Genomic DNA, 19,897 nt, shown 5'->3' on the forward strand with positions numbered 1-19,897 from the left:
GCGGGCTGTCGCTGTCCTGGGACGTCCGCCGCGGGGTCCTGCCGGACGGGCTGGCCGAGGCCGCCTTCGGCTCCTACGTCGAGGCGGTGCGCCGGCTCGCCGCGGACCCGGCCGTGTGGACGGGCCCGGCCCCGGTGACCCTGCCGGACGCCCAGCGCGCCGCCCGCCGGGCGGTGAACGACACCACGGGCCCGGTGCCGGGCGGGCTGCTGCACGAGGGGGTCCTGGCCCAGACCGCGCGGACCCCGGACGCCGTCGCCGTGAGCTCGGCGCGGCGCGACCTGACCTACCGGGAGCTCGCCGCCGAGGCGCGCGCCGTCGCCGCCCGCCTCACCGCCGCCGGAGTCGGGCCGGCCGAGCCGGTGGCGGTCGGCATGGACAAGGGCTGGGAGCAGATCGTCGGCGTGCTGGGGGTGCACCTGGCCGGTGCCGCCTACCTGCCGGTTGACACCAGCCAGCCGGCCGCGCGGCGGGCGGCGATCCTCACCGACGCCGGGGTGCGCGTGCTGCTCACCCAGCCGTGGCTGGCCGAGTCCGCGGGCTGGCCGGCCATTATCGAGGTCCTCGATGTCACGGCGCCCACCGGACCCGCCCCGGCCACCCCGACCGACACAGACCTGGTGGCTGGGAACCCGCCGGCCGACCCGGGCGACCTGGCCTACGTGATCTACACCTCGGGCTCGACCGGCACCCCCAAGGGCGTGATGATCAGCCACCGGGCCGCGCTCAACACGGTCGTCGACATCAACAGCCGGTTCAAGGTCGGGCCGGGTGACGCGGTGCTCGGGCTGGCCAGCCTCGGCTTCGACCTGTCGGTCTACGACGTGTTCGGCCCGCTGTCCGTCGGTGCGCGGCTGGTGCTGCCCGAGGCCGACCGCCGCGCCGACCCGTCGCACTGGGCGGAGCTCGTCCGCGGCGCCGGGGTGACGATCTGGAACTCGGTGCCCGGCCAGCTGCAGATGCTCGCCGAGTTCCTGCGCTCCGCGCCCGAGGTTGAGGCCGGCCTGCCGACGCTGCGTCTCGCGATGCTGTCCGGGGACTGGATCCCGGTGCCGCTGCCCGACGAGATCCGCCGGCTCGTGCCCGGGCTCGCCGTCGTCAGCCTCGGCGGCGCGACCGAAGGCGCGATCTGGTCGATCGTGCATCCCATCGGCGTCGTCGACCGCGGCCGACCGAGCATCCCCTACGGCACGCCACTGGCCAACCAGACCTTCCACGTGCTCGACCCGGCGATGCGTGACCGGCCGGACTGGGTACCCGGCGAGCTGTACATCGGCGGCACGGGGGTCGCCCTCGGCTATCTCGGGGACGCCCGGCGCACCGCCGAGCGGTTCGTGGACCATCCGGTCACCGGTGAACGGCTCTACCGGACCGGTGACCTGGGCCGCTACCACCCCGACGGCAGCATCGAGTTCCTCGGCCGGGAGGACGACCAGGTCAAGATCCGCGGCTACCGGATCGAGCTGGCCGAGGTGGAGACGGCTGTCCTCGCCAACCCCCAGGTCGGGGCGGCCGCGGTCGTCGTCGACGACACCGGCCCGTCCGGGCGCCGGCTCGCGGCCTTCGTCGAGCCGGCCCACCTCACCGATGACGACCTCCGCGCGGCGTACTTCCCGGCCACGGACGCGCAGGCGGCCGGCGACGACGCGGCCGAGGCGGCACACCGCGACGCCACGGGCGACGCGAACGGCGACGCGGAGCCGGTCGACCCGCGTGCGCTCGACCGGTTCCTGGCTGCCATGGACGACGTCGCGCTCGGCCTGATGGCCCGCACCCTCGCCGACGAAAGCCTGCCCGCCCGACCGGCGCCGCTGGATCCCGAGGCCGTGTGCGCGGGGCTGCGGGCCACCCCGACCAGCGCGCATGTCGTCCGGCGCTGGCTGCGCGCGCTCGTGGACACCGGCCGGCTCGACCCGGCCACCGGAGCTCTGGCGGCGGGCACCGTGCCGGACGACGGCCAGCTCGCCGCGCTGTGGAAGGAGTTGGACGACGCCGAGGCGGCGGTCTCCTACGGCACCGACCTTGTCGAGGTGATGCGGACCTGCGCCGCGCACCTGCCCGCGCTGGTCAGCGGTGAGCTCGACATCCGGGCACTGCTGTTCCCCGGCGCCGACACCGATGTGCTCGCCGCCGCCTACCGGGACAACCTCGCCCTGCGGCACCTGCACCGCGGGGCGGTCGCGGGGGCCCGGCGGATCGCCGCGCTGCACGCCGCCGGGCCCCGCGCCGACGAGCCGCTGCGGGTTCTGGAGGTCGGCGGCGGGGTGGCGGCCACCACCGCCGAGCTGGTGCCGGCGCTCGCCGAGTTCGGCGTCGACTACCTCTACACCGACCCGTCGCGGTTCTTCGTCCGGGAGGCGGAGCCGCGTTTCCTCGACTTTCCCTGGGTCCGGTTCACGGTGTTCGACCCGGCGGTGGACCCACGCCCGCAGGGGCTCACCCCGAACTCCTTCGACGTCGTCGTCTGCCCCAACGTGCTGCACAGCGCCTCCGACATACCGGGCATGCTGGCGACGCTGACCGAGCTGCTCGCGCCGGGCGGCTGGCTGCTGGTCATGGAGAACGCCCGGGACGACCACCATCCGCTGCTGGTCTCGCTGGAGTTCCTGGAAGCGACGTCCGGCCCCCGCACCGACCTGCGGGCCGCCGCCGGCCAGTCCTTCCTGACCGACCCGCAGTGGGCCGCGGTGCTCGCGGACGCCGGTGCCGACGTCGCGGCGRCACTGCCGTACGAGGACCATCCGCTGCACCGCACCGGCCAGCGTCTCTTCCTGGCGCGGACCAAGACCGACCGGGTGCCGGTCAGCCCGGTGACACTCGCCCGGCACACCGCCGACCAGCTGCCGGAGTACATGGTCCCCGCCGCCTGGCAGGTCGTCGACGCGCTGCCGCGGACCGGCAACGGCAAGACCGACCGGGCCCGGCTCACCGGCTGGCTGCCGCAGGCCGACAGCTCCGCGGCGGGGGCCGGCCGCTCCGCGGAGCCGGCGGACGTGCTGGAGAGCCAGCTCGCYGGTCTGTGGGCCGAGCTGCTCGGGGTCGCGCGGATCGGCCGGCACGACGACTTCTTCGCCCTCGGCGGCGACTCGCTGCTCGTCGCCCGGATGGTCGGYCAGGTCCGCGAGCGGATCCCGGACGTCGTCGCGCTGGAGTGGGAGGTGGTCCTGCGTCACCTGCTGCGCCAGCCGACCGTCGCGGCACTCGCCGAGTTCCTGCGCACGGCGACCGCGCTCGGCCCGGCGGGCCGGGACGGCGGCGCAGGCACGGGCGCGGGCTCGGGCTCGGGTGGGCCCGGCGGCGCCACCGGCTCCGCCCTGGTGGAGCTGCACGGGGACGGTCTCGCCGACCCGGCCGCACCGATCACCGTGCTGGTGCATGCCGGCACCGGCACGCTGATGCCCTACCGCGCACTCGTCACCGAGATCCGCCGGCGCTCCGCGGGCACCGCCGCCCTGATCGGGCTGGAGGTCCCCGACCTGAACGCCTACCTGGACGCGGAACCCACCGGGCAGGTCGAGGCGCTCGCCGCCGGGTACGTGCGCGGGCTGCTCGACCTGCCGCGCGACGCCACCGGCCACCGGGAGATCCACCTCGTCGGCTACTGCCTGGGCGGTCTGATCGCCCTCGAGGTCGCCCGCGGCCTCGCCGAGGCCGGGGTCCCACCCGCGTCGCTGACCGCGATCAGCTCGCACAGCCCGCGGTTCCGGCTCGACGACGCCCTGCTCGCCGAGTACTCGTTCGCGGTGATGATGGGCATCAACCCGCCCGACATCGGCTTCCCCGCGGACGAGACGGAGGTCGCCCGGGCCAGCGAGGCGGTGCTCGCCGACACCCCCGGGGTGCTGCGCGACGGCGGGATGGCCGAGCTGAACGGGCCGTTCACCGACATCGCGGCCCGGTTCCGGGAGCTTGCGGACACCCCGCGCGAGGAGCGCGTCGAACGGATGTGCCGGGCGGTCCCCGCCTCCGCCGGCATGTACACCCCGGAGCACATGACCCGGCTGCTGCGCACCTTCCAGCAGAGCGTGTTCTCGATCAGCCGCTACCTGCCGGAACCGTACGCCGGCGACGTCACGTTCCTGCGCCACAGCGGGACGTATCCCTTCCCCGGCAGCAAGGAGGCGGTGACCGCGCAGTGGGAGGAGGTCTGCCTCGGCGACCTGCGCATCATCGACGTCCCCGGCGACCACTTCACCTGCCTGTCCGTCGAGCACTCCCCCGGCGTGCTCCGCCTGGTCGGCGGGCTCACCTCCGGCGCGGTGACCCGATGAAGGGGCGTGTCGTCGGGGTGCTCGGCGCGACCGGCATGGTCGGCCAGGGCGCGGCGGTGGAGCTGCGCAGGCTCGGCGCCGACCGGCTGCGGCTCGGGGCCCGCCGGCCCGACGCGCTGCGCCGACTCGTCGACGAGCGGCTCGACGGCCGGGGTGAGGTGCGGCCGGCCGACGCCACCGACCCACAGAGCCTGGCCGCGTTCTGCTCCGGCTGCGACATCGTGATCAACTGTGCCGGGCCGACCTACCTGCTGAAGGAGACCGTCGCGGCCGCGGCCGTGGCGGCCGGCGCGCACTGCGTCGACGTCGCGGGCGACGACCCGGCCCATGAGCGGATGGTCGCGCGGGGCCTGGCCGGCACCGACCGCACGGTCGTGTTCTCCGCCGGGGTGCTCCCCGGGCTGTCCAGCGTCCTCCCGCGTTGGCTGGCGCGCGCCTTCGACCGCCCCGAGACCCTGACCGCCCACGTCGGCGGGCGGGAGCCGTGTTCCCCGCTGGTCGCGGAGGACATGCTGCTGTCGCTGCGGACCGGCGGGGCGGACGGAGCCGCGTTCGGGGAGGCGCTGGCCGCCTGGCGGGCCGGCCGGCGTCGCTCCCGGGCGCTGCGCGCCACCGAGCGGACCCGGGCACCGGGCTTCCCCGGCCCGGTCGCCGCCACCCCGTTCCTGTCGGCGGAGACCGAGCGCCTCGCCCAGGTCCTGGCCCTCACCGACGTCGACTGGTTCAACGTCCACCCGGGCAGCGCGGTTCGGGCCGAGATGCTGCGGCTGCCGCACTATCTGGCCGAGGCCTCCGGTTCGGCCGGGGCCGCTGATCGGGCCGGGGGCGGCGGGGCCGGGGAGTCGCTGGGGGTCCGGCTCGCCCGGGCCGCCGACCTCGACCTCGCCGGGCGCAGCCCGTTCTACGCGATGGCCTTCGCGATGACCGGGCAGGTCGCCGGCGGCCCCACGGGACGGACCGTCGTGCTGCGGACCGCCAGCAGCTACCACCTGACCGGCCTGGTCGGGGCGCTGGCCGCCGAGCGGGTGCTCGCCGGGGACGTCCGGTCCGGCCTGCACTTCGCCGCGGACGTCCTCGACCCGGACCTGGTCGTCGACGGGCTGCGCGCCGCGTCGGCCTCGTTCTCCCTGTCGCTGACCGTCTCGGACACCGCCCAGGCCCGCCGCGACGAGCGTTCGCCGGCGAAGGCCAGCCCGGACCTGCCGGCGGAGGACCTGGTCGAGGAGGGCGTGCTGTGACTCCACCCACCCCACCCGCGCGGCTCACCCCACCCGCGCAGCCCACTCCGTCACCGCGCCCCCTGCGGGTCGTCGTGTGCGGTACGAACTTCGGTCGGCTGTACGCGGAGGCGGTACGCGCGCTGCCCGAGGAGTTCACGCTGGCCGGGGTGCTCAGCCGCGGCAGCGCCTACTCCCGCGCCTACGCCGACCGGCTCGGGGTCACGCACCTCGACGCCGTCGAGAACCTGCCCGACGACGTCGACCTGGCCGTCGTGGCCGTGGGGTCGACGGTGTCCGGCGGGGCCGGCAGCGAGCTGGCCGGCGCGCTGCTGCGCCGTGGGGTGCACGTGCTGCAGGAGCACCCCGTGCACCCCACGGAGCTGCTGGCCCAGACCCGGCTGGCCCGCACCGCCGGCGCGCAGTACCAGGTCAACACGCACTACCACCAGGTCGAACCGGTCCGGCGTTTCCTCGCAGCCGCCGCCCGGCTGCGCGCCGCCGAGCCGGTGCGGTTCGTCGACGCGGCCACGTCCGTGCACGTCCTGCTGCCGCTGCTGGACATCCTCGCCCGTGCCCTCGGCGGGGTCCGCCCCTGGAGCCTGGAGCCGACGGACGGCGCGGCGGTCCCGGGCTCGACTCCCCCGGACGCCGGGGGCCGGGGGCTGCGGGCGCTGGCCGGGCAGCTCGGCGGTGCCGCCGTCCACCTGCGGGTGCACAACGAGCTCGACCCGCACGACCGGGACAACCAGGCCCTGCTGTGGCACCGGGTGGCGCTCGGCACCAACGCGGGGGTACTCACCCTCGCCGACACCCACGGACCGGTGCTGTGGAACCCGCGGCTGCACGGCCGGCGCGACGCCGACCGCCGGCTGGTACTCGACAGCCCGGCCGCCGACTCCGACTACCTGGACCAGCCCAGTACCGCGACGCTGCCCGGCACCGAGCCGCTCCGGCAGCGCGACGTCGTCGGCGGGCTGTGGCCGCGAGCGATCCGGCGCGCGCTGCGCGCCTTCGCCGCCCGGATCGACGCCGGTGCGGACCCGCTGCCCGCCGCCCAGTTCGACCTGTCGGTCGCCCGGATCTGGACGCATGTCACCGGCCGACTCGGCCCGCCGGACGCCGTCCGGGCCAGCGAGCCCCGGCGGATCACCGCCGACGACCTGGCCGGCGACTCGGCCGACGACCTGGCCAGCGGCCGACCTGCCGCCGACCAGCCCACCGCCGACCGGCCCACCGCCGCCCTTCCTCCGGCCGAGGCGTACACGCCCACCGCCGAGTTCTTCGACCTGGTCGCGGCCGACCACGTCGGGCGTAACAGCGCCCCGCGGGTCGTGCGCGCGCTGCGCGGGCTCAACCTGGGCTGCGGCCCGGTCGTCGAGGTCGGCGCCGGAACCGGGCTGCTCACCGAGGCCGTCGCCCGGGCCTTCCCGACCGCGGAGATCATCGCCTTCGAACCCGCGGCGGGGATGCGGGCGGTGCTCTCCGGCCGGGTGATGCGCGACGACGACCTGCGGCGCCGGGTCACCGTCAGCCCGCTGGCCGCGCCGGACCTCGCCGCCGACCTGCCGGACTCGATCAGCGCCGCACTGGTCTGCGGTGTCGCCGGTCATCTCGACGATGAGCAGCGGCGGGCCACCTGGCGTGTCCTGGCCGAGCGGATGGCTCCCGGCGCGGCGATCGTCGTCGAGCTGATGAACCTGCCGGGCGCGACCCGGATCGAGCGGGCCCGCCTGGGCCGGGCGGATCTCGGCGAGCACTCCTACGAGTGGTGGTTCGAGGCCGAGCCGGCCGAGCCCAGCCCGGCGGACGACAGCCGGTCGAACGGCAACCCGCCGGGCGAGGGCCTGATGAACATGCGGACGACCTGGCGGGTGCTGCGCGGCGGCGAGCTCGTCCGCGAGGTCGACGACGCCTACCAGTGGCGGGTCGTCGACCTGGCCGCGCTCGCCGCGGAGGCAGGCCTCGCCTACGGCCCGCCCGACGAACCGAACGCCCCGCACGCGACCACGATCGGGACGCTCGTCGTCCCGCACCCCGCCCTGTCCACCACCTCTCCCCGTCCATTTACCGAAGGGACCGCGCGTTGACCGCCCAGCCCACCGCCGAGCCCGAGCCCGAGCCCACCACCGTGGCGGGCCCGCCCGCCCCCGGATATGCACCCGAGGTCACGGGGCCTGCCTCCGAGGAGCTTGGGCCCGCTCTCGACCCGGGCGCCGCGCCCGCCTTCCCGCTGCCACGCACCTGCCCGTTCGCCCCGCCGCCGGACTACGCGCGGCTGCGCGACGAGCAGCCGGCGTTCCAGGTCCGGCTGCCGACCGGTGCCCTCGCCTGGGTGGTCAGCCGCTACGCCGACGTACGGGCGCTGCTCGCCGATCCGCGGGTCAGCGCGGACGCGCGGCACCCCTCGTTCCCGGCGATGGGTGTCGGGGAACGGGAGACCGCCGCCCGCAACCGGCCCTTCATCCGGACCGACCCACCGGACCACACCCGCATCCGCAAGATGTTGCAGGCCGAGTTCACGGCCCGCCGGGTCCGGGACATGGTGCCGGGCCTGACCGCCTTCGCCGAGTCCCTGGTCGACGAGATGATCGCCGCCGGACCGCCGGTCGATCTCGTCTCCGCGTTCGCGAATCGGATGTCGACGGCGACCGTCCTCAACCTGATGGGCGTACCCACCGACAACCTGGAGTTCTTCCGCGACGTCACCCGCATCTCCGGCGGCCGGGACAGCACCGCCGAGGAGGCACAGGCCGCGCTCGGCAACATGTTCCGGATGTTCAACGAGCTGATCGACCATCGGCTCGCCGAGCCGGGCGAGGACCTGCTCTCCCGGCTGGTGGTGAACCACCTCGCCACCGGCGCGGTCACCCGCCAGGAGCTCATGTCGACCATCGGTATCACGATCGTCGCCGGCCGGGAGACGACCACCAGCATGATCGCGCTGGGCACGGCGGTGCTGCTGGAGAACCCGGACCTCGCCACCGCGCTGCTCGCCGACCCGGAACTGCTCGGCCCGACGGTCGACGAGCTGCTGCGGCTGCTGTCGGTCGCGGACTCCATCCCACTGCGCGTCGCCACCGCCGATCTCGACGTCGGCGGGGTGCGGGTGCCCGCGGGCGACGGCCTCATCCTGCTGCTCGCCGGGGCCAACCACGATCCGGAGGTGTTCACCGACCCGGAACGCTTCGACCCGCACCGGACGAACCGCCACCACGTCGCGTTCGGTTTCGGGATCCACCAGTGCATCGGGGCAAGCCTGGCCCGGGCCGAGCTGGAGATCTCCTACCAGGTCCTGCTGCGCCGGCTGCCCGGCCTGCGGCTCGTGGTGCCGGTCGCCGAGCTCGAGCTGCGCAACGACTCGGCGACGTTCGGCGTCGAGGCGATGCCGGTGGCCTGGTGAACCAGCACCAGCCTGGACGGGCGGGTGCGGCACCGCGACCGGCACCGGCACCGGCACCGCATCCGACGGGTGCCGTCCGCCGCTACGCCCCGCGCCCGGCGGCCCGGCTGCGGCTGATCTGTTTCCCACACGCCGGCGGCGGCGCGAGCAGCTTCCGGGCCTGGGCCGCGCTGCTGCCACCCACGGTGGAGCTGCTGGTCGTCCAGTACCCGGGCCGGGAGGACCGCTATCACGAGCCCTGCGCCGTGGACCTGCACGGCTTCGCCACCGCGACGGCCACCGAGCTGCTGCGCTACGTCGACCGGCCGTACGCGCTGTTCGGGCACAGCATGGGCGCGGTCATCGGCTACGAGACGGCCCAGCGGCTGCGCTGGCACGGCCGCGCGGAACCGGTGCGGCTGGTCGCCTCCGGCCGGCCCTCCCCCGACCAGGAACTCGGCGGCACGCTGCACCGCGCCGACGACGACGCGCTGTGCGCGGAACTCGCCCGGCTCGGCGGCACGGCGACGGAGGTGCTCGCCGAACCGGACGTGCGCCGGGCGGTCCTCGGCTACGTCCGCGCCGACTACCAGATGGTCGAGACCTACCGGCCCCGGCCCGTCGACCCACTGGCCTGCCCGCTGACGGTGTTCATCGGTGACACGGACCCGGAGTGCGACGAGCGGCGGGCAGGCACCTGGGAACGCTTCACCAGCGGCCGGTTCAGCGTCCGGGTCTTCCCCGGCGACCACTTCTACCTGGGGCCCCAGCGCGGGCAGGTGGTCTCCGCCCTGCTCGGCCTACTCGACCCGGCGCTGGTCGGCGCGCACGCCACCTGGCCCAGCACACCGTGACCGGGCAGGAGCGCGGGCGACGGCAGCGCGGGCCTCGGCAGCCCGGACCCCTGGACGGAGATCACCGTGCGTGACTACTACTCACCGATGGCGGAGTTCTACGAACTGGTCGCCCGCCGGCAGGCCGCAGCGAGCGGACCACCACTGGCCGCGGCGCTGCGCGCGCTGCCGGCCGGAATCGGCCCGGTCGTCGAGATCGGCGCGGGCACCGGCCGCCTCACCGAGGTGATCGCCGCCGCACTGCCCACCGAACCGATCGTGGCAGCCGAGCCATCGGCGGCGATGCGCGCGATCCTCACCAGCCGGGTCGCGGCCCGCCCGGAGCTACGCGGCCGGGTGACCGTCGTCGACGGCGCCGCCCCGAAGCTCGCGCTGCCGCCGCGGATCGGTGCGGCGGTGGTCTTCGGCGTCGCCGGCCACCTGCCCGGACCGGACCGGACGACGCTGTGGCGCCGGCTGCGCGAACGGCTGGCGCCCGGCGGCATCGTCGTGGTCGAGCTGATGGGCGCCCGGACGCCGCGTGTCCTGCCCCCGACTCTCACGGTCGCGGACACCGTCGGCCGGCAGCGTTACGAGTGGTGGGTGGAAGGTCGGCCCGGCGGGTCACCGGGCCTCATGCGCTTCACCACCACCTGGCGGGTCTACCGCGGGGACACCCTGGCCAGGGCCGTCGACGACTCCTACGACTGGTGGACGCAGGACCCCGCCGAACTCGCCGCAGAAGCCGGGCTGACCTGCGCGGACGTCACCGGCGCCGCCGAGGGAACCTTCCGCGTTGTCGTCCTCACGGCCGCGACGAACCCTTCAAGCTCGAAACGAGGACACGAACGGTGAGCGCATCAGCCCGTCCCGAGGAATACGACGTCATCGTGGTGGGCGGTGGCCCGGCCGGCTCCACCGCCTCGACGCTGGTCGCCCTCGAGGGCCACCGGGTCCTTCTCCTGGAGAAAGAGGTTTTTCCGCGATACCAGATCGGGGAGTCGCTGCTGCCCGCGACGATTCATGGAATCTGCCGGCTGCTGGGCGTGGCCGACGAGGTCGAACAGGCGAAGTTCATGCCCAAGCGCGGCGGCAGCTTCCGGTGGGGCACCAACCCGCAGCCGTGGAACTTCCTGTTCGCGCTCTCCCCCCAGCTCTCCGGCCCGACGTCGTACGCCTACCAGGTGCGCAGGGCCGATTTCGACGACATTCTGCTGCGCAATGCCGCCAGGAAGGGCGTCGACGTGCGCGAGGGTGTGGACGTCCGCGAGGTTCTGCGTGAGGGAGGCCAGGTCCGCGGCGTCCGCTGGCTCGACGGCGAGGGGATCAGCCACAGGGCGACGGCGAAATGGYTGGTCGACGCCTCGGGCAACAAGAGCGCGCTCTACAAGGAGGCCGGCGGCGACCGGCACTATTCCGAGTTCTTCAAGAACATCGCGTTGTTCGGCTATTTCGAGGGAGGGAAGCGGCTGCCGGGCCCGGACGCCGGCAACATCCTCTGCGCCGCCTTCGACGAGGGCTGGATGTGGTACATCCCGCTGTCGGACACGCTGACCAGCGTGGGCGCGGTGGTCAGCCGCACCCAGGCCGACCAGCTGCGCGGTGACCAGGAAGCGGCCCTGTGGGGTTTCGTCAACCGCACGTCGGTCGTCCGCGAGATGATGTCCGACGCGACCCGGGTCACCGAGGGAATGTACGGCGAGYTGCGCACCCGCAGGGACTACTCGTACACCAACACCAGGTTCTGGGCGCCCGGCATGGTCCTGGTCGGTGACGCGGCCTGCTTCATCGACCCGGTCTTCTCCACCGGTGTGCACCTGGCCACCTACGGCGCGCTGCTCGCCGCCCGGTCGATCAACAGCGTGCTCGCCGGTGATCTCACCGATGAACGCGCGTTCGGCGAGTTCGACGGCAGATACCGCCGGGAGTACGGCGTGTTCCACGAGTTCCTCACCGCCTTCTACGACATGCAGGCCAACGAGGGCTCCTATTTCTGGAAGGCCAGGAAGGTCACCGAGGAGAACTCGACCGACCTGGAGGCTTTCGTGACTCTGGTCGGCGGCGTGCATTCGAAGGAGGTCGCGCTCGCCGGGAGAAGCGGCGAGTTCTCCACTCTGGCCGAACGGTTCAACCGCTCCGCGGCCGACCTGGCCGACGCGGCGGAGAAGACCGGCACCATGCAGACCGAGTCAGGTGAGCGTATGTACCACCTGTTCGGCGCGCCCGTGGTCGCCGATGTCATGAAGGAGATGAACCAGATTCAGGCACGTGGCCTGCGCGGAGAGGCCACCCGGGAATCGCCGATCCTCACCGGCGGGCTCATCACCTCCAGGAACGGCCTGCGCTGGGCCGAGGCCACGGGCTGAACCCGCACGGAGCACGGCGGCGGCCGGTCCCTGGACGAGGTAACGGAGGTACCCGCATGCGGGACGGAGATCTACGCGGTCTGATCATCCTGGTGGTCGGTGCGGCCGGCRGGATCGGCGGTGCTGTCGTCGAGCTGGCGGCCCGAGAGGGCGCCCAGGTGGTCGCGGCCGACTGTGACGAGCCGGCCGCGTCACGGCTGGCGGAGACGCTCACCGGCCAGGGGGCGGCAGTCGTCGCCCGGGGAGTCGACATCACCGACGAGGCGTCGGTGACCGCGCTCGTCGACAGCGTGGAGGCTGAGCTAGGCCCGATCGACGCGCTCGTCAACTGTGCCGGGATCGTGCGCGTCGGCGACGTCGCGGCCACCACGGTCGCGGACTGGCGGACGATGCTGGAGGTGAACGCGACCGGGGTCTTCCTGGCGAGCCGGTCGGTCGGTGCCCGGCTGGCGGCACGCCGCCGCGGGAGCATCGTCACCGTCGCCTCGGACGCGGCCGGCGTCCCGCGCAGCGGGATGGCGGCGTACGCCGCCGCGAAGGCCGCCGCCGCGCACCTCACCCACTGCCTCGCACTGGAGCTCGCCCCCGCCGGGGTGCGCTGCAACGTGGTCTGCCCCGGCGTGACGGACACTCCGCTGGCGCGGGCCGCCTGGCCAGGCCCGGACGGGCTCACCCGGGCGGCCGCCGCGACCCCGGAGCGGTTCCGCAACGCCATCCCACTCGGCCGGGCCGCGCGGCCCACCGACGTCGCCGAGGCCGTCGTGTTCCTGATGTCCGACCGCGCCCGGCACATCACCGGACACAGCCTCTACGTCGACGGCGGCGCCGCGCTGCGCGGCTGAGAAGACATCACCCCCGAGGAGGACAGTCACGTGGCCCTTCCGCCCGTGCCGGACTATCCGATGCCATCAACAGACCAGCTGCCACCGAACCGGGTCGGCTGGCGCTGCACGCCGTCCAGGGCCGCGCTCCTCGTCCACGACATGCAGGCCCATTATCTGGCGCCCTACCCGGAGGCGGCCTCACCGAGGCGGGAGCTGATCGAGAACACCGCCTCACTGTGCGGAGCGGCCCGCACCGCCGGGATCCCGGTGTTCTGGAGCGTGGCCCGGCCCGCCGAGGAGCGGGCCGAGCGCGGCCTGCTCTGGGACTTCTGGGGCCCCGGCATGGCCGGCGACGGCGCGCGTGTCGTCGCCCCGCTGGTCCCCGCCGGCGACGAGGGCGTGGTCGTCAAGCACCGCTACAGCGCCTTCCACCGGACTGACCTGCTCGCGCGGCTCGCGGCGGCGGGGCGTGACCAGCTGGTGATCTGCGGCGTGTACGCGCACATCGGCGTCTACGCGACGGCGTGCGACGCCTTCATGTCCGACATCGCCCCGTTCCTCGTGGCGGACGCGGTCGCCGCCTTCAACCCGGACCAGCATCTCGGCGCGCTCCAGCTCGCCGCCGGCCAGTGCGCCGCCGTGCAGACCACCTCGCAGATCCTGACCAGCTGGTCCCTGACCACCGGTCTTGAACAGCTGGTCCACCCCGCCTGACTGTGCCGCCTGCCGCGGTCAGCGAACGCGGCCGATACCCGGCACGAAACGCCCGACCTCGGCGAGATAGCGCCGGTAGGGGTCGTCGTGCAGGGACAGCAGATACGGCTCCTCGACGTGCCGCACCTGGTATTCGAGCGCCCAGACCAGCAGCACGAGACCGGCACCGGTGAGAAAAGTGGGAACCATGCAGGCGAGACCGAGCGCGGTCAGACCCATCGTCGTGAAAATCGGATTACGGACGACCGTGAACGGCCGTCGCACCACGAGTTCGGTGCGCTCCCCCGCATCCACACCGACCCGCCACGAGGCGCCCATCGCGAGCTGGGCGACGAATGTGGCCACAGCGCTGGCGACGGCGAGTATGAGGCCCACGACCTGCAACGGGAGCACGTCGAGCGCGCCCACCGGAGCCAGGACGCCCCCGGCCACGAGCACCGCGGACAGACCACCGGCGACCAGCGCGAGAACGAACGCCATCCGGGCCGACCACGCCGTGGAGAACGGCCGCTCAACCCCCCGCCGCATGCCATGATCACCCGTGCGAACGTACTGAATCGCACCGCGCAGCACGAAGGCCGTCAACAGCCAGACGAGATAGAGCGCAACGCATACAGCGGCCATGTCCTGATTGTCACTCAGTCTCGATCAATGGCACCACGTCGCGCAGCCGGAACCGATCCGAACACACGTCTTTCCATCAGAGCGATCAAAGCCGTGCCCGGCAGTTTTACACCGATACACAACGATAGCGGGGATGGACACTGATGACCTTGGAGGACCAGATGCCAGCAGCCGACGAGGACCGGGCGGACCCAGGCCAGACGATCGCGGCGTGGAAGGTACTGGCGCCGCTCACGAATCTGGTGACCCCGATGGCACTCAGGGTCGCCGCGACGCTGCGGCTCGCGGACTTCATGCCGGATGACGGCGCCACCGACGGCACCGCGCTGGAGGACCTGGCCGAGCGCGTCGAAGCCGACCCGAACGCGCTGGCCCGCGTGCTGCGCCACCTGGCCCAGCACGGGGTCTTCACGGAGCCGAGCCCGGGACGGTTCGCGGCCAACCCCGCCGCCGCGCTGCTGCGCACCGGTACGCCGGGCGCCGCCTGGCTGGACCTGACCGGCTTCGGCGGCCAGATGGACCTTGCGTTCACCGGCCTCCTGCATACTGTGCGCACCGGCGAGCCGGCCTGGGAACAGGTCTTCGGCAAGCCGTTCTGGCCCTACCTCGACGCCAACCCCGCGATCAGGGCCTCCTTCGACGCGCTCATGGCGATCGAGGCCGGCAACACCGCCGTGGCGACGGGCTTCGACTGGTCGACGGTCAGCCACGTGGCCGACATCGGCGGCGGCACCGGCACGCTGATCGCCGAGGTGCTGCGCCACAACCCGCATCTGCGCGGCACCCTGGCCGACCTGCCGGAGACCGCGGCCCGCGCCCGGGAGTACCTGGCCGGCCTCGGCCTGGCCGACCGCTGCGAGGTCATCGGCCAGAGCTTCTTCGACCCGCTGCCCACCGGCCCGGACACCTACCTGCTCACCCGCGTCATCCACGACTGGGACGACGCCGCCGCAACCACGATCCTGCGCCGCTGTACCCAGGCMGCGGGCGCGACCGGCCGGTTGCTGATCATCGAATCCGCCCCCGATCACAACCCCGCCGGATTCGCGGAAATGGACCTGCGCATGCTCGTCCTCGCGGGCGGTCGCGAGCGCACCCTCGACGACTACGCGGCCCTCACCACCAACGCCGACCTCCGCATCAACAAGATCCACCACCAGGTGGAGCGTTACATCATCATCGAGTGCGCCCCCGCATAGCCGCCGCCCACGTGAGCCACCGGTCACGGACGACGAGGTCAGAACCGCGGTTCCGGACGAGGATGCCGCTCAACGGATGTCCAGCGTTCCTCGCGGACGCCACCCCTGGGCAATGGGCCGCCGCGTAGGCGGAGCCGATATCTGAATGACGCCCAATATTGCGTATGGTTAGGCTTACCTAAGTGGATGATGTGATGTGTTCATCCGAGGAGAGCTATGACGACGATTGACGCACCGACGACCGGCGCAGGCATGCCCGCGGGCGAGCCCGCTGACAAGTCCGCCGCCGACCTGAAGGCCCAGCAGAAGGCGGCCGCGCGTGCGCTCAGGGACCTGGTAAGCCCCGTGGCGAAGAGCCTGACCGCCGGCCGGCTCCTCGCGGTGGTCTCGGGAGTTCTGGCGGTCGTTCCGTACATCGCGCTGGTGCGGATCGGTGATGTCCTGCTCGACGCCGCACGCGCCGACGCCGGCGTCGACAGCGACGAGGTCAACCGGTGGCTGYGGATCCTGCTGATGGCGTTCTCGCTGCGGCTCGGCGTCTACCTCGTGGCGCTGCTCGTCACCCACCTGGCGGACATCAGGCTCGGCCACCTGATCCGCGAACGCATGGCGCGGCGCTTCTCGCGGGTACCGCTGGCCTGGTTCACGTCCACCAACTCCGGGCGCGTCCGCAAAGCGCTGCAGGACGACATCAGCACCATCCACAACCTGATCGCGCACCGCCCGGTCGAGACCACCAACGCGGTCGTCATGCCCCTGGCGCTGATGGTCTACGCGTTCGTCATCGACTGGCGCCTCGGCCTCCTCGCGATCGCGACGCTGCCGCTCTACGCCGCGGCGATGGCGCTCCCCATGCGGGGCATGGGAGAGAAGACCGTCGAGATGGACAAGAAGCTGGGGGTGGTCTCGGCGCGCATGGTCGAGTTCGTCACCGGCATCACCGTCGTGAAGGCGTTCGGCCGGGTCGGCCGGGCCCACAGCGCCTATCAGAGCGCCTCCGAGGAGTTCCAGGACTTCTACTACCAGTGGGTGCGGCCACTGATCACCGTCAGCTCGCCGGGGAACTCCCTGCTCGCGGTGCCGCTGATCCTGCTGGTCAACATCGGCGGCGGCACCTGGCTGGTGCACCACGGCTCGGTGACCGCCGCCGACGTGCTCGCCACCTCACTGATCGCGCTGCTCATCCCGTACGCCCTCGAGGTTCTGATGAACGCGATGTGGGCCCAGCAGATGGCCGGTGCCTCGGCCCGCCGCCTGATCGATCTCCTGGAGACACCGGTCCTGGCCGACGAGTCCGAGCGCGCGGTGCCGAGCGGGCACGACGTCGTCTTCGATCACGTCAGCTATTCTTACCGCGAGGGCCCCGACGCCGACCTCACCCTGGATGACGTCTCGTTCACGCTACGCGAGGGCACGGTCACGGCGCTGATCGGGCCGTCGGGATCGGGCAAGTCGACCATCGCGACGCTGCTCGCGCGCTTCGACGATCCCCGCTCCGGGCAGATCCGCCTCGGCGGCGCGCCGATCGACCGGATCGGCGAGCTGTACGCGCATGTGGGCTTCGTGCTGCAGGACCCGCAGCTTCCGTCGATCAGCATCCGGGACAACATCGCGCTCGGCCGCCCGGACGCCACCGACGAGCAGATCCGCGCGGCGGCCCGCGCCGCCCGCGTCCTCGACGAGATCGAGGAACTGCCGAGCGGCTTCGCCACCGTGTACGGCGCCGGCACCGGCCTGTCCGGAGGCCAGGCCCAGCGCATCGCGATCGCCCGGGCGATCCTGGTCGACGCGCCGGTGCTGATCCTCGACGAGGCCACCGCGCTCACCGACCCGGAGTCACAGCACCAGATCCAGCAGGCGCTCTCCGACCTGGTACGTGGCAAGACGGTGCTGCTCATCGCACACCGACCCGAGGTGATCAAGGGTGTGGACCAGATCGTCCTGGTCGAGAACGGCCGCGTCCGCGCGACCGGCACGCACGACCAGCTGATGAACGAACCCGACTATGCCCAGTTGTGGCAGTCCACCACGGCGACCTTCGACCGAGCCCTCGACCGGGGAGTGCACGCATGAACCTGCCCCTGATCGACATCATCCCACGCCTGAAGCGCATGATCTCCCGGCCTGATACGMTGCGGCCGGCGCTGTTCGTCGCCGCGCTGAGCGGCCTGGTCGAGGGCCTCGCCCTGGCCGCACTGCTGCCCGCGATCAGTTCTCTCGCCTCCGACAACGCTGTCTGGGGTCTGCGCACCGGCGGCTGGCTGTGGGTCTTCGCGGTTCTCGCGGTCGCCTGCGCAGGGCTGATCTATCTGCAGGAGAGCCGCACGTACGGGGTCGCCCTGGACTTCCTGCACAGCATCCACCGCCTGGTCGGCGACCAGGTGGCCAAGCAGCCGCTCGGCTGGTTCGCCCGGCCGCTCGCCGGGCGCCTGTCGCGGATGGTCTCGACCGAGCTGATGTCAGCCGGGGAGATCTTCGCGCACATGATCGGTCCACTGGTCGGCCGCGTCGTCGCGGCGGTCACCATCGTGGTCGCCGCCTGGTTCTGGGACCCGTGGCTGGGTCTGGTGCTGACGGTCGCGGTCCCGGTCTTCCTGCTCATCACCCTGGCCTCCACCTACCTCATGCGCCGGGGCAGCTCCATGCACGAACCGGAGGAGGTGAACCTGGCCAACCGGATCGTCGAGTACGCGCAGTGCCAGGGCGCGCTGCGCTCCTGCGGCCGCAGCGACGACTTCGGGCCGCTCACCGCCGCGCTCGAGGACACCCGCGCCGCCAAGACCCGCGCCCACTGGATCGAGACCGCCGGCATCCTGCTCAGCGGCATGGCGACCCAGGGTGTGATCGTCGCGCTGATCAGCGTCACCGGCGCGCTGGCCGTCTCCGGCACGCTGGAGCCGATCCCGGCGCTCGCCTTCATCGGGCTGGCACTACGGTTCACCTCCACGCTGTCGACCATCACGACAAGCGCCATGACGCTCGAGTCGCGGCGCCCACTGCTCGACGCGATCGACGAGGTGCTCACCGCCGAGCCACTGCCCGAACCATCGTCGCCGGCCGTGCTGCCGGCCCCGGGGACCATCGAGCTGGACGGCGTCACCTTCGCCTACACGTCCGATACCGAACCGGTGCTCAGGGACGTGTCACTGACGGTGCCGGCCGGTTCCATGGTCGCCCTCGTGGGGCCGTCCGGCAGCGGCAAGACGACGATCGCCCGCCTGGTCAGCCGCTTCCACGACGCCGACGCAGGCACGGTGCGGGTCGGCGGCGTGGCGGTCACCGAGCAGACCACCGAACAGTTGATGGGCCAGCTTTCGATGGTCTTCCAGGACGTCTACCTGTTCGACGACACGCTGGAGGCCAATGTGGCCGTCGGCCGCGAGAACGCGAGCCCGGACGAGGTCCAGGAGGCAGCCAGGCTGGCCGGGGTCGCCGAGATCGCCGAACGGCTGCCCGACGGCTGGCACTCGCGGGTCGGGGAGGGCGGCCGTGCGCTGTCCGGCGGTGAGCGCCAGCGCGTCGCGATCGCGCGCGCGCTGCTCAAGCGGGCGCCGATCGTGCTGTTCGACGAGGCGACCTCGGCGCTCGACGTGGAGAACGAGGCGAACATCATCGCGGCCGTCGAGCAGCTCCGACAGCAGGCCACAATCCTGATCATCGCGCACCGGCTCGACACCATCGCCGCGTCCGACCAGATCATCGCGCTGGACGACGACGGCGGCGTGGAGGCACAGGSCACCCACGAGCAGCTCCTCGCGGCCGGCGGCACCTACGCCCGGTTCTGGGACCGGCTGCACCAGGCACAGGGGTGGCAGCTCGCCACATCCGACGCGAGAGCCTGACGCGTGCACTATTGATGGACGTGGGCGCGCTGCCCCTCACGATCGAAGATCATGACGAGTTCGGCGGGTTCATACGGGGCACTGAACGAGTGTGGGGTCATGGTCGAGAACTCGGCCGCCTCGCCGGCGTTGACGTCGATCTCCCGGTCGCCGAGCCACAGGCGCACCCGGCCTTCGAGCACCACAAACCAGTCATGGCCCGGGTGGACCCGCTGAACCGGCCGGCCCGGCGACGGCTCGAGGCGGATCTTGACCGCGATCGTGCGCCCGTCGGGACGACTCAGGGGCCAGGTCGTGCGCGCGCCGGAACTGTGCGGCACCGGGCGGATGATCACGTCCCCGTTGTCAGGGAGCTCGAAGAGCACGTCGAGGCTGACCTGGAGCGCGTTCGCCAGAGGTACCAGCACGTCGAGGCCGAGCGTCCTGCGGCCGGTCTCGATCCGGCTGATGGTGGACGGGCTGAGGTTGGTGCGCTCAGCAAGTTCGTCCAGGGAGTAGCCCAGCGTCGTGCGCAGGCTGCGCAGCCGTGAGCGGGCCAGCTCCTCGACGTCCGACACGTTCGGCATGCGCCCATCCTCGCCGCCTCTTGCGGTTTCCGCAAGGAACCTTTCAGTCTGCGATGGTC

14 protein-coding genes are annotated in these 19,897 nt (G+C 72.8%); 12 read left to right on the forward strand and 2 right to left on the reverse strand.

From position 1 onward, the window contains the following. The 9 genes from KBI5_RS06635 to KBI5_RS06675 form a co-directional block, all read left to right on the forward strand. Positions 1 to 4,271, forward strand: a 4,271-nt coding sequence (locus KBI5_RS06635) for an amino acid adenylation domain-containing protein (RefSeq protein WP_116289856.1), incomplete at its 5' end; no start/stop codon positions are given. Then, positions 4,268 to 5,509: a saccharopine dehydrogenase NADP-binding domain-containing protein gene (locus tag KBI5_RS06640; RefSeq protein WP_085014597.1), complete on the forward strand. Its 1,242-nt coding sequence runs from the start codon at positions 4,268 to 4,270 to the stop codon at positions 5,507 to 5,509. The genes KBI5_RS06635 and KBI5_RS06640, both read left to right, overlap by 4 nt. Next, positions 5,506 to 7,578: a Gfo/Idh/MocA family oxidoreductase gene (locus KBI5_RS06645; RefSeq protein WP_085014599.1), complete on the forward strand. Its 2,073-nt coding sequence runs from the start codon at positions 5,506 to 5,508 to the stop codon at positions 7,576 to 7,578. The genes KBI5_RS06640 and KBI5_RS06645 overlap by 4 nt, the downstream gene beginning before the upstream one ends. Further along, positions 7,575 to 8,891: a cytochrome P450 gene (locus KBI5_RS06650; protein ID WP_198537537.1), complete on the forward strand. Its 1,317-nt coding sequence runs from the start codon at positions 7,575 to 7,577 to the stop codon at positions 8,889 to 8,891. Before KBI5_RS06645 ends, KBI5_RS06650 begins: the two co-directional genes overlap by 4 nt. Beyond that, a complete protein-coding gene (locus KBI5_RS06655) occupies positions 8,888 to 9,724 on the forward strand; it encodes an alpha/beta fold hydrolase (RefSeq protein WP_085014600.1) in 837 nt (278 codons plus the stop codon). Before KBI5_RS06650 ends, KBI5_RS06655 begins: the two co-directional genes overlap by 4 nt. A 66-nt stretch (positions 9,725 to 9,790) precedes the next feature. After that, on the forward strand, positions 9,791 to 10,558 hold the full coding sequence (locus tag KBI5_RS06660) for a class I SAM-dependent methyltransferase (protein WP_085014602.1): 768 nt from the start codon (positions 9,791 to 9,793) through the stop codon (positions 10,556 to 10,558). Then, a complete protein-coding gene (locus tag KBI5_RS06665) occupies positions 10,555 to 12,069 on the forward strand; it encodes a tryptophan 7-halogenase (protein WP_085014604.1) in 1,515 nt (504 codons plus the stop codon). The genes KBI5_RS06660 and KBI5_RS06665 overlap by 4 nt, the downstream gene beginning before the upstream one ends. 56 nt (positions 12,070 to 12,125) lie before the next feature. Further along, complete coding sequence (locus KBI5_RS06670) at positions 12,126 to 12,911, forward strand: SDR family oxidoreductase (protein WP_085014605.1); 786 nt, start codon at positions 12,126 to 12,128, stop codon at positions 12,909 to 12,911. 30 nt (positions 12,912 to 12,941) lie between these two features. Next, a complete protein-coding gene (locus tag KBI5_RS06675) occupies positions 12,942 to 13,607 on the forward strand; it encodes an isochorismatase family protein (RefSeq protein ID WP_085014607.1) in 666 nt (221 codons plus the stop codon). Between the two features lie 18 nt (positions 13,608 to 13,625). On the opposite strand, the gene KBI5_RS06680 is transcribed toward KBI5_RS06675, so the two are convergent. After that, on the reverse strand, positions 13,626 to 14,231 hold the full coding sequence (locus KBI5_RS06680; RefSeq protein ID WP_085014609.1) for an isoprenylcysteine carboxylmethyltransferase family protein: 606 nt from the start codon (positions 14,229 to 14,231) through the stop codon (positions 13,626 to 13,628). A 161-nt stretch (positions 14,232 to 14,392) separates the two neighbouring features. Here KBI5_RS06680 and KBI5_RS06685 point away from each other — a divergent pair, with 161 nt between their 5' ends. The 3 genes from KBI5_RS06685 to KBI5_RS06695 all read left to right on the forward strand — a co-directional run bounded on the left by KBI5_RS06685 (position 14,393) and on the right by KBI5_RS06695 (position 19,272). Continuing rightward, the gene (locus KBI5_RS06685; protein ID WP_198537539.1) at positions 14,393 to 15,430 is read left to right on the forward strand and encodes a methyltransferase; all 1,038 of its coding nucleotides are present in this window, start codon (positions 14,393 to 14,395) and stop codon (positions 15,428 to 15,430) included. A gap of 252 nt (positions 15,431 to 15,682) precedes the next feature. Further along, the gene (locus tag KBI5_RS06690; RefSeq protein ID WP_116289857.1) at positions 15,683 to 17,503 is read left to right on the forward strand and encodes an ABC transporter ATP-binding protein; all 1,821 of its coding nucleotides are present in this window, start codon (positions 15,683 to 15,685) and stop codon (positions 17,501 to 17,503) included. Then, entirely contained in the window at positions 17,500 to 19,272 is a 1,773-nt protein-coding gene (locus KBI5_RS06695; protein WP_198537541.1) for an ABC transporter ATP-binding protein, read from the forward strand. Before KBI5_RS06690 ends, KBI5_RS06695 begins: the two co-directional genes overlap by 4 nt. Before the next feature lie 8 nt (positions 19,273 to 19,280). Here the strand turns inward: KBI5_RS06695 and KBI5_RS06700 are convergent, their stop codons facing one another. After that, complete coding sequence (locus KBI5_RS06700; RefSeq protein WP_085014615.1) at positions 19,281 to 19,838, reverse strand: XRE family transcriptional regulator; 558 nt, start codon at positions 19,836 to 19,838, stop codon at positions 19,281 to 19,283. Between the last annotated feature and the right edge of the window lie 59 nt (positions 19,839 to 19,897).

Origin of the sequence: Frankia sp. KB5 (genome assembly GCF_002099325.1) — a bacterium.
Taxonomy (GTDB): domain Bacteria; phylum Actinomycetota; class Actinomycetes; order Frankiales; family Frankiaceae; genus Frankia; species Frankia casuarinae.